16 protein-coding genes are annotated in these 14,033 nt (G+C 73.5%); 5 read left to right on the top strand and 11 right to left on the bottom strand.

From position 1 onward, the window contains the following. Positions 1–145: 145 nt before the first annotated feature. A complete protein-coding gene (locus AB0D10_RS13200) occupies positions 146–1,030 on the top strand; it encodes a helix-turn-helix transcriptional regulator (RefSeq protein ID WP_360254984.1) in 885 nt (294 codons plus the stop codon). A gap of 288 nt (positions 1,031–1,318) precedes the next feature. Further along, positions 1,319–3,118 (top strand): beta-galactosidase family protein, encoded by a 1,800-nt coding sequence (locus AB0D10_RS13195; protein WP_360254982.1) that lies wholly within the window; start codon positions 1,319–1,321, stop codon positions 3,116–3,118. A gap of 81 nt (positions 3,119–3,199) precedes the next feature. Here AB0D10_RS13195 and AB0D10_RS13190 read toward each other — a convergent pair whose 3' ends face one another. Further along, a complete protein-coding gene (locus AB0D10_RS13190; protein ID WP_360254980.1) occupies positions 3,200–3,814 on the bottom strand; it encodes a helix-turn-helix domain-containing protein in 615 nt (204 codons plus the stop codon). A 37-nt stretch (positions 3,815–3,851) separates the two neighbouring features. Between AB0D10_RS13190 and AB0D10_RS13185 the strand changes: the two genes are divergently transcribed. Beyond that, complete coding sequence (locus AB0D10_RS13185; protein WP_360254978.1) at positions 3,852–4,178, top strand: rhodanese-like domain-containing protein; 327 nt, start codon at positions 3,852–3,854, stop codon at positions 4,176–4,178. A gap of 147 nt (positions 4,179–4,325) precedes the next feature. Here the strand turns inward: AB0D10_RS13185 and AB0D10_RS13180 are convergent, their stop codons facing one another. The 3 genes from AB0D10_RS13180 to AB0D10_RS13170 form a co-directional block, all read right to left on the bottom strand. After that, positions 4,326–5,582 carry an SLC13 family permease gene (locus tag AB0D10_RS13180; protein ID WP_360255261.1) on the bottom strand — a complete coding sequence of 419 codons (1,257 nt, stop codon included), beginning with the start codon at positions 5,580–5,582 and terminating at the stop codon, positions 4,326–4,328. 97 nt (positions 5,583–5,679) lie between these two features. Then, positions 5,680–6,504, bottom strand: a complete 825-nt coding sequence (locus tag AB0D10_RS13175) for a DUF4253 domain-containing protein (protein ID WP_360254976.1) — start codon at positions 6,502–6,504, stop codon at positions 5,680–5,682. Between the two features lie 79 nt (positions 6,505–6,583). Further along, positions 6,584–6,802, bottom strand: a complete 219-nt coding sequence (locus tag AB0D10_RS13170) for a hypothetical protein (RefSeq protein WP_360254974.1) — start codon at positions 6,800–6,802, stop codon at positions 6,584–6,586. 73 nt (positions 6,803–6,875) lie between these two features. Between AB0D10_RS13170 and AB0D10_RS13165 the strand changes: the two genes are divergently transcribed. Beyond that, the gene (locus AB0D10_RS13165; RefSeq protein ID WP_360254972.1) at positions 6,876–7,235 is read left to right on the top strand and encodes a hypothetical protein; all 360 of its coding nucleotides are present in this window, start codon (positions 6,876–6,878) and stop codon (positions 7,233–7,235) included. Positions 7,236–7,372: 137 nt separating this feature from the next. Here the strand turns inward: AB0D10_RS13165 and AB0D10_RS13160 are convergent, their stop codons facing one another. Both AB0D10_RS13160 and AB0D10_RS13155 read right to left on the bottom strand, forming a co-directional pair. Beyond that, positions 7,373–8,368 carry an aldo/keto reductase gene (locus tag AB0D10_RS13160; protein ID WP_360254970.1) on the bottom strand — a complete coding sequence of 332 codons (996 nt, stop codon included), beginning with the start codon at positions 8,366–8,368 and terminating at the stop codon, positions 7,373–7,375. A 123-nt stretch (positions 8,369–8,491) separates the two neighbouring features. Further along, on the bottom strand, positions 8,492–9,049 hold the full coding sequence (locus tag AB0D10_RS13155) for a hypothetical protein (protein ID WP_360254968.1): 558 nt from the start codon (positions 9,047–9,049) through the stop codon (positions 8,492–8,494). A gap of 412 nt (positions 9,050–9,461) precedes the next feature. On the opposite strand from AB0D10_RS13155, the gene AB0D10_RS13150 reads away from it, so the two are divergent. After that, positions 9,462–10,133, top strand: coding sequence for a hypothetical protein (locus tag AB0D10_RS13150; protein ID WP_360254966.1), 672 nt, complete (start codon positions 9,462–9,464; stop codon positions 10,131–10,133). 15 nt (positions 10,134–10,148) lie between these two features. On the opposite strand, the gene AB0D10_RS13145 is transcribed toward AB0D10_RS13150, so the two are convergent. From AB0D10_RS13145 to AB0D10_RS13125, 5 genes are all read right to left on the bottom strand, one after another. Beyond that, a complete protein-coding gene (locus AB0D10_RS13145) occupies positions 10,149–10,463 on the bottom strand; it encodes a hypothetical protein (RefSeq protein ID WP_360254964.1) in 315 nt (104 codons plus the stop codon). Between the two features lie 133 nt (positions 10,464–10,596). After that, positions 10,597–11,496, bottom strand: a complete 900-nt coding sequence (locus tag AB0D10_RS13140; protein WP_360254962.1) for a ribosome-inactivating family protein — start codon at positions 11,494–11,496, stop codon at positions 10,597–10,599. A 767-nt stretch (positions 11,497–12,263) separates the two neighbouring features. Beyond that, positions 12,264–12,674: a sigma factor-like helix-turn-helix DNA-binding protein gene (locus AB0D10_RS13135; protein WP_360254960.1), complete on the bottom strand. Its 411-nt coding sequence runs from the start codon at positions 12,672–12,674 to the stop codon at positions 12,264–12,266. 67 nt (positions 12,675–12,741) lie between these two features. Then, a complete protein-coding gene (locus tag AB0D10_RS13130; RefSeq protein WP_360254958.1) occupies positions 12,742–13,527 on the bottom strand; it encodes a helix-turn-helix transcriptional regulator in 786 nt (261 codons plus the stop codon). A 19-nt stretch (positions 13,528–13,546) separates the two neighbouring features. Continuing rightward, positions 13,547–13,789 (bottom strand): hypothetical protein, encoded by a 243-nt coding sequence (locus tag AB0D10_RS13125; RefSeq protein WP_360254956.1) that lies wholly within the window; start codon positions 13,787–13,789, stop codon positions 13,547–13,549. Positions 13,790–14,033 lie beyond the last annotated feature (244 nt).

Below are 14,033 nucleotides of genomic sequence, written 5' to 3'. Positions count from 1 at the left end.
GCCATGATCAGTGCAGTGGGCCCGGTATCCAGGCAACCACGCTCCGACCACCGCCGGGCCGCCGTACGGGGCACGGCTCTTCCCAGGGTCTGCCAGTACCCCTTCGGGACCGCACACGCGCGAGGGGCCGCCGTACGGTGGATCCATGGACCGCAGCACCGAGATCCGTGAGTTCCTGCGCACCCGACGAGCCCGGATCACCCCCGAACAGGCCGGCCTCGCCCCGGATCCGCGGGCCCGCCGGGTGCCGGGACTGCGGCGCGAGGAAGTCGCCCAGCTCGCCGGAGTCAGCGTCGACTACTACATCCGCCTGGAGCGGGGCCGCACCCAGGGCGTCTCCGAAGCCGTCCTGGAGGCGGTCGCCCGCGCCCTACAGCTGGACGACACCGAACGCGCTCACCTCTTCGACCTCGCTCAGCCCACCACCACCCGCACCCGCACCAGGCGGCCGCTCAGCCCGCAGAAGGTCCGCCCAGCCCTGTATCGCGCCCTGGACTGCCTCAGCGCCCCCGCCATCGTCCTGGGGCGACGCATGGACGTCCTGGCAGCCAATCAGCTCGGCTACGCCCTCATCACCGACTTCCAGGCCCGACCCCACCGCGAGCGCAACTCCGCCCGCTTCGTCTTCCTCGACGACGCCGCCCGCACGCTGTACGCCGACTGGGAGCGGGTCGCCGGCGACTGTGTCGCCACCCTGCGCCTGTACGCCGGACGCCACCCCGACGACCCACAGCTCACCGAGCTGATCGGCGAACTGTCCCTGCACAGCGACACCTTCCGCCGCATGTGGGCCGACCACGACGTCCACGCCCACACCACCGGCACCAAACGCCTGCACCACCCGATCGTCGGCGACCTGACCCTCGACTACGTGGTCCTGGCCGTCGAAGGCGACCCCGATCAGACCCTCGTCATCTACACCCCCGAACCCGCCTCCCCCTCCGCCGAAGCACTCGGCATCCTCGCCAGCTGGACCAGCACCTCCAGCACCGAGCCGCGTGCCCCCGAGGAGACGCACCGCGCCGGCTGACACCCCACCTCGGCTCCCGGTACACCTCACCAGTCCTCGGCCACCGGCTCGCGCAACGGCCGCATCCCGCCCGGCAGCTCCGGGAGCTGGAAGGAGTACCGGCCGAGCATGTTCACGTGGTGGCGCACGAACGCGAGACAAATATCCCCATGTACGGAAGGTCGCATCCCGAAGGCGGCGATAGCTCGGAGAGTGGGGAATCAATCACCCCAGGTGAGCAATCGGGGCCTCCCCGCCCGGTTAGGCTCGGCGGGGACGGGTTGTCCAGGCCGGAAGGCGGGTGTGCGCATGCTCGGGTACGACGCGGACGGGTTCGTGCGGAACGGGGTGGCACACCGGGTGGTGGCCGGGGCACTGCACTACTTCCGGATCCACCCCGACTTGTGGGAGGACCGGCTGCGGCGGGTGCGGGCGCTGGGGGTGAACACGGTGGACACCTACGTGCCGTGGAACTTCCACGAACTGCCCGACCGCCGGGTGGACTTCACCGGCTGGCGGGACGTGGCCCGGTTCGTGCGGCTGGCCGGGGACATGGGGCTGGACGTGATCCTGCGCCCGGGCCCGTACATCTGCGCGGAGTGGGAGTTCGGCGGCCTGCCGGCCCGGCTGCTGGCCGTGGACGGGCTACGGCTGCGCTGCGCGGACCCGGCGTACCTGGCGGAGGTGGACGGCTGGTTCGACGCGGTGGTGCCCGAGCTGCTGCCGCTGCTGGCGAGCCGGGGCGGGCCGGTGGTCGCGGTGCAGGTGGAGAACGAGTACGGCAGTTACGGCGACGACACCGCGTACCTGCGCCACCTGCGCGACGGGCTGGAGCGGCGCGGCGTGGACTGCCTGCTGTTCACCACCGACGGCGCCCACGACACCATGCAGCAGGGCGGCGCTCTGCCCGGGCACCTGGCCACCGTGACCTTCGGCTCACGCGCCCCCGAGCGGCTGGCGGTGCTGCGCCGCCACCAGCCCGAAGGGCCGCTGACCGCCATGGAGTTCTGGATCGGCTGGTTCGACCGGTGGGGCCTGCCGCACCACGTGCGCGACGCGAAGGAGACCGCCGCCGCACTGGACGAACTGCTGGCCACCGGCGCCTCCGTCAGCCTCTACATGGCCCACGGCGGCACCAACTTCGGCCTGTGGTCGGGCGCCAACCACTCCGGGGCGCACCCGCTGGACGCCGGGTACGAGCCGACCGTCACCAGTTACGACTACGACGCGCCGATCGGCGAGGGCGGCGAGCTGACCGCCAAGTTCCACGCGCTGCGCGAGGTCATCGGCCGCTACGTCGACCTGCCGCAGGACGAACTGCCCGCCCCCGCGCCCCGGGTGGCGCCGCAGCGCCTGGAGCGGGCGGACGGACGGGTGGCCCTGCTGGAGAGCCTGGACGCGCTGTCGCAACCGGTGGAACGGGCCGCGCCGCTGCCCATGGAGCAGCTCGGGCAGTCCCTGGGCCTGATCCACTACCGCACCCGGGTGCCGGGCCCGCGCCCCGAACTGCCGCTGTGCATCGACGGGCTCGCCGACCGGGCGCAGGTGTTCGCGGACGGCCGCCCGCTGGGCACCCTCGACCGCAACGACCCCGGCGCCACGCTGGAACTGGCCACCGGCACCGACGGCGTCACCCTGGACGTCCTGGTCGAGGCACTGGGCCGGGTGAACTACGGCCCGAACATGGACGACCGCAAGGGCATCACCCGCGGTGTCTCGCACGGCGGCCAGCGGCTGTTCGGCTGGCGGATCCGGCCGCTGCCGCTGACCGACCTGTCGGCGCTGCGCTTCGCCCCGGGCACGCCCGGCACCCCGGCCCGGGACGGCGAACCGGTGTTCCACCGCTTCGCCGCCGAACTCCCCTCCCCCGCGGACGCGTTCGTCGCCCTGCCCGGCTGGGGCCGCGGGCTGCTGTGGCTCAACGGTTTCCTGCTCGGCCGCTACGCCGCCGTCGGCCCGCAGCGCACCCTGTACGCCCCGGCGCCGCTGTGGCGGGCGGGCGGCAACGAGCTGGTCGCGCTGGAGCTCGAACAGCACGGCGAGGCACTGGAGTTGCGCGACGAGCCGGACCTCGGGCCGACCACGGAGGCGCCCAGCTCGGAGTACTGACACGCCCGAGGACAGGCGGGCCGGGCGGTCGCGGGCGGTCGCGGGCGGGCCGGGCGGTCGCGGCCTGGAGGGACGGGGTGGTCAGGCCGCCGACCGGGCGAGGCGGAGCAGGCCGGCACGCATCCGCTGTTCTCCGAGCTCCGGCAGGAGCGCGGCGACGTGGTCGGCCGCCAGCGCGGCGAGCAGGGCGTGAGCGGCGTGGTCGGGGTCGGGTGCGGCGGCGAGCAGGATCGCCACGTGGCGGTGCCAGAACCGGTAGGCCCCGATCCGGTACCGGGCGCCGGGAGTGGCGGTCTCGGACATCCGGACCAGCGCCAGGTGCTCCAGCAGGTAGTCGAAGTAGGCGTCGAGGAACGCGGCCAGGCGCTCGTCGGCGGGGGCACCGGGGCCGAGCGGGGGCGGCCCGTGCAGGATCGCGCCCTGCAGTACGCGCTCACGGGCGTCCAGCAGCGCGGCGGCCAGCCCGGACTTGTCGCCGAACCGGCGGAACAGGGTGCCCTTGCCGACCCCCGCAGCCGCGGCCACCTGGTCCATGGACACCGCCTCGACGCCCTGCTCGGCGAACAGCCGGGCGGCGGCCTCCAGTACCGCGGCCCGGTTGCGGGCCGCGTCCGCGCGCTCGGCGGGCGGCGGCGTGAGCAGGAGTTCCAGCGGGATTGCCGAACCGGACTGCAGTCCGTTACTGTCGTGAGCCATAACAGGACTGTAGTCCGATTTCCTGGGAGGAAGCGACATGACCGCACTCATCACCCGCGACGAGCTGGCGGCGGCGATCGAGCACGGCTCGGTGACCGTGGTCGACGCGCTCGGCGGCGAGTACTACGCGCGCCAGCACCTGCCCGGCGCCGTGGTACTGGCCCCGGCCGACGTCGACGCCCTGGCACCCGCCGTGCTCCCCGACCGCGACGCCGCGATCGTCACCTACTGCTCCAACCCGGCGTGCCCCAACAGCGGACAGGTCGCCGACCGGCTCACGCGTCTCGGCTACACCGACGTCCGCAAGTACCGCGAGGGCATCCAGGACTGGGTCGAGGCCGGCTTCCCGACCGAGTCCGCCTGACGTCCGCCCCGGGGCGGGGACTCCCCACGGAGTCCTCGCCCTCCCGCGCGACGGACCGCCCGACCCTGCGGTCTCGTGCCGGAGGCCTCCGCGGCGCCCGACCCGGCCGTCTCGTGCCGGAGGCCTCCGCGGCGCCCGGCTCCGCCGTCAGGTGCCGATCAGGCGCAGCGAGGCCCACAGTGCCAGGACGGCGACGCCCAGGGTGGCCGGGACGGCGAGCAGGCCGAGGTGGGTGAACTGCCGCAGCCGCACCGGGACGCCGCGCTCGCGCACGATGCTGCGCCACAGCAGGGTGGCCAGCGAGCCCGCGTAGGTCAGGTTGGGGCCGATGTTGACGCCGAGCAGCACCGCCAGGACGGCGCCGGGCCCGGCCGGCGCGGCCAGCGGCACCAGGGCGAGCGTGGCGGGCAGGTTGTTGATGACGTTGGCGAGGACGGCCGCCAGCGCCGCCGTGCCCAGCAGGGCGGGCAGCGCGGTGCCGTGCGGGACGAGGTGGGCCAGGCCGGTGGCGAGTCCGTTGTCGACGACGGCGCGCACCACGACGCCGAGCGCGAGGACGAACGCCAGGAACGGCGGGTTCGCCGAGCGCAGCACGTCGGCGGGTGTGGCGTGGCCGCGGGCCAGGGCGCGGACGGCCAGCACGGCGGCACCGGCCGCGGCCGCCCACACCGGGTCGACGCCCAGCGCCGAGGTGACGACGAACCCGGCGAGCGTGCAGCCGACCGTGACCAGGGCGAACAGCGGCATCGCGGGCGCCTCCCCGGCGGGCGGCGCGCTCGCGCCGGCGTCCAGGTCGGCGGCGAAGAAGCGGCGCAGTACCAGGTATTCGACGCCGACCGCCGTCAGCCACGGCAGGGCCATCAGCGCGGCGAAGCGGCCGAAGCTCAGGCCGCTGGCGGTGAACGCGAGCAGGTTGGTCAGGTTGGACACCGGCAGCAGCAGCGAGGCGGTGTTCGACAGGTGGGCGCAGGCGTACAGGTGCGGGTCGGGCCGGGCGCCCAGGCGGGTGGCGGTGGCCAGGACGACGGGGGTGAGCAGCACGACGGTGGCGTCCAGGCTGAGCACCGCCGTCACCACCGAGGCGACGGCGAACACCTGCACCAGCAGCCGGCGCGGGCGCCCGGCCGCGCTGCGCGCCATCCAGGCCCCGCAGGCGCGGAACAGCCCCTCGTCGTCGCAGAGTTTCGCCAGGACCAGGACGGCGGCGAGGAAGCCGATCACCGGCCCGAGCCGGGCGGCCTCGGCGGTCGCGTGGTCGAGGGGGACGGCGTCGGCCGCGACCAGCAGGGCGGCCGCCGGCACCGCCGCCGCGGCCTCCGGCCACCCCCAGGGCCGGGCGACGGCGCAGACCAGGACCAGGGCCAGCAGGCCTGCGGACAGGACTTCGGCCCAGGCGGTGTTCAGGGCGTACTCCTCGGGTGTTCGGGCGCTCGGCCGGTCGGGTGCCCGGATGCGGGCGGGCTCCGACGGGCTGCCGGGCGCCCCATTCTCCCAGGTCGGGTCAGTCCCACCAGAACGACCACTGGTGGGCGCCCACCAGCTCGCGGGCGTACTCGGTGAGGCTGCCGGTGCCCTGGAAGACCAGGTCGGGGCAGAGCGAGATGTGCTCGGCGGCCACCGGGAGCGCCTCGGCGAGCGTGGCGGGCGGCACCGGGACGCTCAGCTCCAGGGTGTCGAAGCCGACGTCGACGACCCGGGCGCCGAAGCGGCGCTCCCAGTCGGCGAGCACGGCGGCGACCTTGGCGATGTCGTTCTCGTGGTTCGTGGGCCCGCTCCACCCGCACACCGCCAGCGCCTCGGCGCCGCTGTCGGCCCGCACCAGGCCCAGGCGCACGTCCTTGACGGACTGCAGCACGTCGGCCAGCCCGCGGGCCTCGGCACCGGCCGCGCCGTCGGGCACGTCGACGGCGGGGGCGGTACCGGGCCAGGTGAAACCGTAGGGGGCCAGGGCCTCGGCGATCTCGTCGTCGTCCCCGTCGTCGTCCCCGCGGTCGTCCTCGGCCTCGCCGGAGCCGCGCGTCTGCCACCAGCCGCGCAGCAGCGCGGCCGGGTCGTACAGCTCGGCGACGCCGGCGTCGCTCGGGTACAACTCGCCCGACAGCCAGGGCCGGTAGTCGGGGGCGGTGCGGTCCAGCGGGGTGAGCAGCAGCGGCCACAGCCCGCTCTGCGGGTGCGCGCGGTGCAGCTGCGCCCACAGCCCGGCGGGGGTGGGCGCGTCGGTGATCCACAGCAGCGGCTCCCTGCCGTCCTCCCCCACCGGGCGGCCGGGCGGCAGCGGCACGGGCAGGTGGGCGAGGGCGGCGGCGAGGTCCAGGGGCTGCGTCATGGCGCCCACCGTAGGAGCGGGCACCGACAACGGCGTTGCGCCCCCCGGGGTGCCGGCCGCACGGCCCCGGTGCCCGTGCCTACCGGCTGCAGATCCAGTGGCTCCTGCCCGCCGGGTGCCGTTGCTGCTCGCCGGTGGGACGGGTCACCACGACGTCGCCCTTGTCGTAGGAGAGCCGGTCGCCCGCCGCGACGAACAGCGGCTCGTCCAGTCCGACCCGGAAGTCGGAGTGGAGCAGGAAGTCGCGGAGCAGCAGCATCCGCGGCACCGGGGTGACCCCGTCGAAGTTCACGCGCATCGGCCGATCGTCCCAGGCGTCCCGCAGCCGCCGCGACCGGATTTCGGGACGGGCGGCGGCATAGGGTGGGCGGATGTCAGCTGATCACGGGGCCGGGCCGATGCCCCGGCCGCCCACCGAGTTCCGGGACGTGTACGACTTCCTGGCGCAGGTCCGGCTCCGGCCCGGGGCGTGGCTGCCCGACGGGTCCCTGCAGCACTTGCAGGCGATGCTCATCGGGTACGGCGTCGCGCTCGACACCCACGGCGTGGACGAGCCCTTCGAATTCGCCCCTGCCGTCGGGGCGTTCCCGGAGTGGCTGAACCGGGCCAAGGGGCTGTCGCTGGTGCTGGGCTGGGCCCGGGCGGTCGAGGACGCCGCCGGGGACGAACCGCCCCTGGAGGTGTTCTTCCGCTACCTGGACGAGTGGCGGGCGGGCACGGCGGCCGAGTAGCGGGGAACCACGGCCGGGCAGGCAAGCACGACGGCCGGGCGTACCGCCGCACCGCGGTACCCCCGTACCGCCGCACCGCCGCACCGGCCGCACCGGCCGCACCGCAGGAGTTGACCTCCGCGCCGGGTGGGTGCCCGTCAGGCCCAGGGCAGTTGCGAGCGGGTGTGCCAGTACGCCCCGGCCGGCTCGGCCATGCCGTCGAGGGCCGCGAGGTCCTGCGGGGTGAGCCCCGCCCCGGCCGCGGTCAGGTTGGAGGCGAGCTGGTCGAGGGTGGCGGCGCCGGACAGGACGACGTCGGCCCAGGGCTGGGCGGCGGCCGCGGCCAGGGCGAGGGCGTCGGGGGTGGCGCCGGTGCGCTCGGCGAGGACGCGCAGGGCGGCGGTGTCGGGGCCGGTGGCGTTGCGGCCGGCCAGGCGGCCGTTGGCCATGCCTTCCTTGACGACGACGAGCCAGCCGGCCGCGTGGGCGGCGGCGAGGGCGGGGGCGGCGGAGGTCTCCAGCAGGTTCCAGGTGGCCTGGACGGCGGTGAACAGCGGGCGGCCGGCCACGGTGACGGCGAGGGCCTCGCGGATGGTGTCGCCCTGGGCGGGGCCGCTGGTGGACAGGCCGACCCGCACGCCCTCGGCGGCGAGGGTGGCCAGCCGCTCGTGCAGGGCGGGGTCGGTGAGGGCAGGGCTGCCGGGGACGACGGAGTGGACGAGGTAGACGTCGAGGCTGTCGCCGAGCAGGGCGCGGGTCTCGCGGACCTGGCGGTCGAACACCGCCGTGGAGTGCTCCTTGACCTCGTGCGCGGAGACCCCGTCGGTCCGCCAGCCGGCCGTGTAGGTGTAGCCCCACTTGCTGCCGACCGTCACCTCGGCCGCCGCCTCGGGGTGTTCGTCCAACCACTGGGCGAGGAACTCCTCGGCGCGGCCGTAGGAGCGGGCGGTGTCGAGGTAGCGCACCCCGGCGGCGTACGCGGCGTCGAGGAGGGCGTGGGTGCGTTCGCGCAGCGCCTCGACGGTGCGGTCGGCGGGCAGGTCGGTGTCACGGCCGAGGGTGATGTAGCCGGGCCGGCCGACGGCGGCGGTGCCCAGTCCCAGGCGCGCGGGCTGCGGGCGGGCGGGGGCTCCGGTGGCGGGGTCGGTCGGCATGGCGTGGTCTCCTCGGGCGCGACGGTTCTCACCTGGGACTTTAGCCGTGCGCCGACGGGGCCCGGCGATCACGGCGGGCGCCCACGATCGCGGCGGCCGCTACGGCTGCTGCCGCCGCTACGGTTACCAGGTGGAGCGCCGCACGGTCCGCCCCGGCACGGCCGCGGGGACACCCTCGACGGGAACGCCCGGGACCGTGACGCCCGGGACCTCGACCCCGGGCCCGCCCGCCCCCGGCCCGCCCGACGACGAGGTGCGGACGGCCCGGACGGGCGCGGCGATCGACGCCGCGATCGGCACCCCGTTCGGCCGGGCGGCGCGCAGTGGCGAGGCGGACGGTACGACGGCCGGGGTGAGGGCCTGGTCCAGCCGCAGGACGAAGTTGACGTAGTCCAGCGGCTTGCCCGGCTGGTGGCAGTCGTTGCTGGTGAGCAACTGGCTGCGCACGCCGTCGCGTTCGGTGACCGGTCCCGGGGTGGTGCGCAGGTTCGGCTGCCAGCTGCGCCCCCACAGGTGGTGTTCCAGGGACAGCGTCCAGCTGTCCTCGTCCACGTCGAGGGTCGCGCCGACCCGTCCGGCCAGCATCCGCAGGCCGTAGGGTCCGCGCACGACGGCCCGCTGGTCGAAGTCGGCGCTGCGTCCGACCACCGTGATCCGCCACGCTCCGTGGAACCTGAGCATGCCCGCCTCCTGACGCCCCGGCGTCCCCTCCGGCAGGGGGCGCCCTTCCACGTCTACGGACCCGGGCCCCTCCGCGGCTCACCCCGGGGCGGGTCCGCCCGTCGTCCGGTTCCCGCCGCCTACCCCGCCGGCCGGAGCAGCGCTGTTTCCGTCACGCTGCCGCCCGTCGGGTGCAGCCGCAAGAGGGCGCGGGCGAAGGGGTGTTGCCCAGGAAGCCGGCCGGTCCGACTTCTCGTGGGGCGCCCCGCGTGCCGCACGCATCAGTCGCCGGGCGGGCCCCGGGTGACGGCCCGCCGTCCTTTCCAGTGACTTCTCCGCCAGCATCCCCCGTTTTCGTTTGGCGTGTCCACGCCGCCGGAATCCCTGTGCCTCAGGAGGGCCGCCAGGCCCTGCACCGAAGGGAACCACCAGCGTGCACCACGTCATCCGGAAACTCGCCCTGCTCGCCGCCGCCACCACGACCACCGTCACCACCGCCACCACCACGACGGCCACCGCCACCGTCCTCCCCGCCCCTGCCACGCCCGCCGCGCACGCCGCGCCCCGGCAGTTCAGCCCCGCGGAGTTCGGCATCCGCTTCGAGCCGGACGGCGACCCCGGCCAGTGCGGCGGACACCGGGGCGAGCAGTGGAACCTCACCGGCGACTGGTCCGACGAGATCGTGCTCGACACCGACGACCGCCCGGGCGGCTGCCTGCTCGCGTTCGGCATCTTCGACCCGCAGAACGAGCTGGGCGACGCCTCCGTCCGGTACGCGTTCCAGTCCGCCCCCGGTACCGCCCCGGGCCAGTGCGGCAACCAGGGCGACTACCGGATCCCGGCCACGCCGAACTTCACCTTCGGCCCGGCGATCCGCATCGACACGGACAGCCGGCCGGGCGGGTGCACGCTCACCTTCCTCGTGTCGAACACCGCCTCCGTCACCCTCGACGTCCGGTACGCCGGCAACGGCGACGTCAGCCAGTACGGCGGCGCGCTCCCGAACGACCTCTACACCGCGTACCCGGGCCACCCGGTGCCGCTCACCGTCGACACCGACAACCGCCCCGGCGGCTGCCGACTTCAGCTGCGGCTGAACCTCTAGCCGCCGTCCGGCCGATCACGTGTGGAGCCGGATGGCGAGGGCTGCCGCGATGATGGTGCCGCGGTGGACGTAGCCGCGTTCGTCGTATCCGGCGGCGACCGCTCCGGCGTTCTTGAGCTTGTTGATGGCTCGTTCGACGATGTTGGGCTTCTTGTCTGTGCCGCTCCTCGTCGAAGCCCGGTGGCTGTCCGCCGCGTGAGTGGGTGGGATTCCCCGTGCGAACGTGCCGGGTGCGCGCGCCGCGGCCAACCGCTCCACCAGCGAGAGCCCCGCAACACCCTCCAGCGCAGGCGACTTGACGAGACAGACGGCGGCAGACCGACGACACATCGAAGCTCCGGCGGTTCAGGGCGACTTGGGAAGGTCACCCCGTTCAACCGGAGCTTCGTTGCGTACGTGACGGGCGGTCCGACAGCCTGGCCTGCGGACTCACATGATCATCAGGACTTTGAAACACCCCTGGCTACAGCCGGGCTTCCGATCCGTGGAGCTCGACGAAGTGGAGAACCCGGCGCATGGCATCGAAGCTGCTGACATTCTGGCCGATCACATTGACCGTGGCATTGTGCCCGGTCCGCCAGGCGTGGGCCGCCGTGGACAGGCTTCCCCAGTTGTTCTCCATATTGGCGTAATCGAGACTCAGGGTATCGTCTCGCCACTCCCTGATGTTCTGGCGGACGCGATCCAGAATCGGGGAGAAGCGAGCGGCCTCGGAGAGGATGGTGATCGCCATCAGCAGACCGCGATCCGTCCTGACGTTGTCGTGGGAGCGGACTTCATGCAGCCCGGCCATCGCCGAGTAGATGCTATGAGCCCCGAGGTGCAGATCCTGGCGGGAATTTCCACCGGTCAGGCTGGAATAGCTTCCGGTCCGAGGCATGAACCTGAACTGCGTCCCCGTGAGCTGCTGGAGCAGCTGCGTTCGATCGTCCTGGAAGGCCCAGTGCTCGTTTGCACCCGGCGAGTAGTAGCCCGCGATGTAGAGAGTGTCGGCCCACATGTAGAACGAGACCAGGTGCTGGTTGTTCGTGTCGTTCACCTGGATCTGGATGATCCTTCTCGTGTCCTGAGTCGTCTGCGTGATGCTGGACTCGCCCGTCGCACCTCCGTAGGTGGCCGAGTGGATCTGGCTGATCAGCTGGTAGTAGCGCTGCTCCATTTCGGCACCGCCGTCGGTGATGCTCGAAATGTCCCAGTTGATCACCGGCCAGTCGACGAGCTGGGCTGCGCTGGATCGCGAAGTGCCGTGCACCTGCTCGCTCGCGACCGCGACGTGGGGCGCCGCGACCGCCGCCTCGCTTGTCGCGCCCAGCAGCCCCATGCCGACCGTCAGGGACAGCACCAGTGCGGAGAGTCTGTTCATATGATCCCGATCCTTTATGAGACAGAGGGTTTCGGCCGAGCCGAGCCGAGCCGGCACGTGAACGCGGCGCGGAAGTCCGGTTGCGGTGGGAAGACAGGCGCGGTCGGTCTACGCCGACAGCCGGGAGAGGCCGACGACCGGAACTCATCGTAAATACGGGAGCACGGGGGCGATTTGCCTGACAGCGCACCAGGATCTTGTTCTCCGCGCACACCAGGGGCGTTTCAGAAGCCGTTGTCTTTCCGGTATGACGGGCGCGTTTCCGCGGGCCAGGCATAGTGCCGGTGCCTCGGTGGCAGAGACGCAGGGGCGTTTCAAAGTCCCGGTGATCACATGACTCTCCAGGTCGGAGCGGCCTGGAGAGTCCGGGGCGGCCCGTCACGTATGCATCGAGCTCCGGTTGAACGAGGTGACCTTCCCAAGTCGCCTTGCACCGCTGGAGCTTCGATGTGCCGTCAGTCTGCCGCCGCCCGTCTCGTCAAGTCGCCCGCTCTGGAGGATGCCGCAAAGCTCTCGCTGGTGGAACGTTTGCGGGTGCTGCCCGATCCGCGTCGGCGGCGCGGTGTGCGTCCCCGTTCGTGGCGGTGTTGCCGGTTGCCGCCTCGACGGTGGTCGCCGGCGCGCGCTCGTATGCGGCGATCGGCCGGTGGCCCTGTCCGCGCCCTGCTCAGGCCACGAATTGGCGGCATTCGGGCAGGTGGGTCGCCGGCATGCCCGCGCGCCTGCATGCCTGCGTGCGCGGGAAGTCGGCAGCCCGGCGGGCCGTCTCAGCGGCGGGCGGCGGCCAGCGAGCGCAGCTGGACGTGGACGGCGGCGGGTTCGGTGCCGGTGAGGGCGGCGACCTGCGCGGCGGACAGGTCGAGGACCAGGTGCAGCAGCAGGACGTCCTGCTGGGTGGCGGTGAGGTGGGCCACCGGGCCGAACGGCCGCGGGCCGGCCAGGGCGCGGACGCGGCGGCGCACCGCCTGCCAGGCGCAGGCCGCCGGGCTCGCGGTGGCCAGGGCGTCGAGCCAGTGGCCGCCGAGCTCCTCGAAGGCGGCGCGGACGACCAGCGGCGCGTCGTCGGCCGGCAGGAGCAGGGCGGCGTAGTCCAGGTAGTGGCGCAGATGGAGGTCGTGCAGCGCCCACAGGCCCAGGGCGGCCCCGGAGGCGACTGGTGGGCGTGGTGGTGTCGGCATGGTGGTGTCCCGGGGTGGGTGCCGGCCCGCGGACGGAGCACGTGGCGTGCTCCGTCCGCAGGCCCGGTCACACGGGCACCGGCGGGTTGTCGTCGGTGCCTTCGCGGCCCGCCGCGGCGCGGTGGCCGGGGTCCTCGGCCCGGTCGGCGGCGAGGCTGTTGCGCAGGGTCACCCACAGCCGGAACAGGATGTCCGTCGAGGTGCCGCCGCTGGAGGACTGCATGGCCCGGGCGAACTCGCTGTGGTGCGTCCGGGAGTTGACCGGTACCGGGGTGCGGGCGTTGTTCGTCCGCTCCCAGGCCGCCGCCCACAGGGCGCGGCGGACCTCCCTGACCTCGCAGGCCTCCATGTAGGTGAGGAACACGGGTTTGTGCAGCGGGGCCTCACCCTTGAGGACCAGGGCCAGGGTGCTGGCCGGCAGGCGCCGGCCCTTGTCGCGGGCCCGGCGGTCCAGTTCCTTGAGGGAGGGCCAGTCGGCCTTGCGGCGCATCTCGTGCATCGCCCGGCGCAGGTCGGCGAAGGAGTCGACCTGCTGGGGGTCGACCCGCCGGGGCGCCCGCAGCCGCCTGGTTCCGGAGGGGCGGGGCACGTGGGCCCAGTAGTTGGCCTGGGCCCACTTGCGCCGGGCCGTCTTGAGGTCGCCGCCGCATTCGCGGGTGACGGCCTCGACGACCTTCCAGTTCGGCACGGTGCGGCCGCTGGCGGCCCGCTGCAGGGTGGTGGCGTGGTAGTTGGTCCGAACGGCGAGCTGACGGTAGGTCAGATCCGAGCGTTCGCGCTGCTCGCGCAGCCATGCGGCCAGCCGGCCCAGCGCCGGCTCGGTCGCCTCGATCGGTTTCTCCCGGCGTCCCATCGCAGGCAGGCGCTCCCCGCTAGACCCGCTCCTGTCGCAGTCTGGCGGCCAGCAGCCAGCCTCCGGCGGCCAGTTCGAGCGCCACCCCGGCCGACATGCCGGTCGCCACCAGCGCGGCGGCCGTCACGACCGTCAGGACGACCACCACGACGACCACGGCCGTCCGGCCGAACGCGGGCCGCCGGGGCGGGACCGGCCGCGCGGGCTCCGGCGCACCGGCCGCGCAGTGGGTGCGGGCGCGCCTGTTTCGCTTCCTCGTCATCGAGGGAACCCCTTCCTGTATCACTGTTCACTCCGACTGACGGGCACTTCGCGCGGTTGGCGTCGCACTGGATGTCCGTTGGGGTGACACTCTGTCAGGCGTACGGGTGATTCCCAATCGGTTCGGTGAACATCGCGCGGATTGATGCGCCGCCGCCCCGGCTCCCGCCCGTGGTCTTCCGAACGCCGTAGCAGAAAGGGGCAGTTCAGCGCCTCGAAACCGGATTTTGATGCGCCTTTGTGCA

Source organism: Kitasatospora sp. NPDC048545, from assembly GCF_040651155.1.
In the GTDB taxonomy this organism is placed as follows: Bacteria; Actinomycetota; Actinomycetes; order Streptomycetales; family Streptomycetaceae; genus Kitasatospora.
Note: the sequence above shows the minus strand (reverse complement) of the source record. Positions and strands in the feature narration are given on the sequence as shown.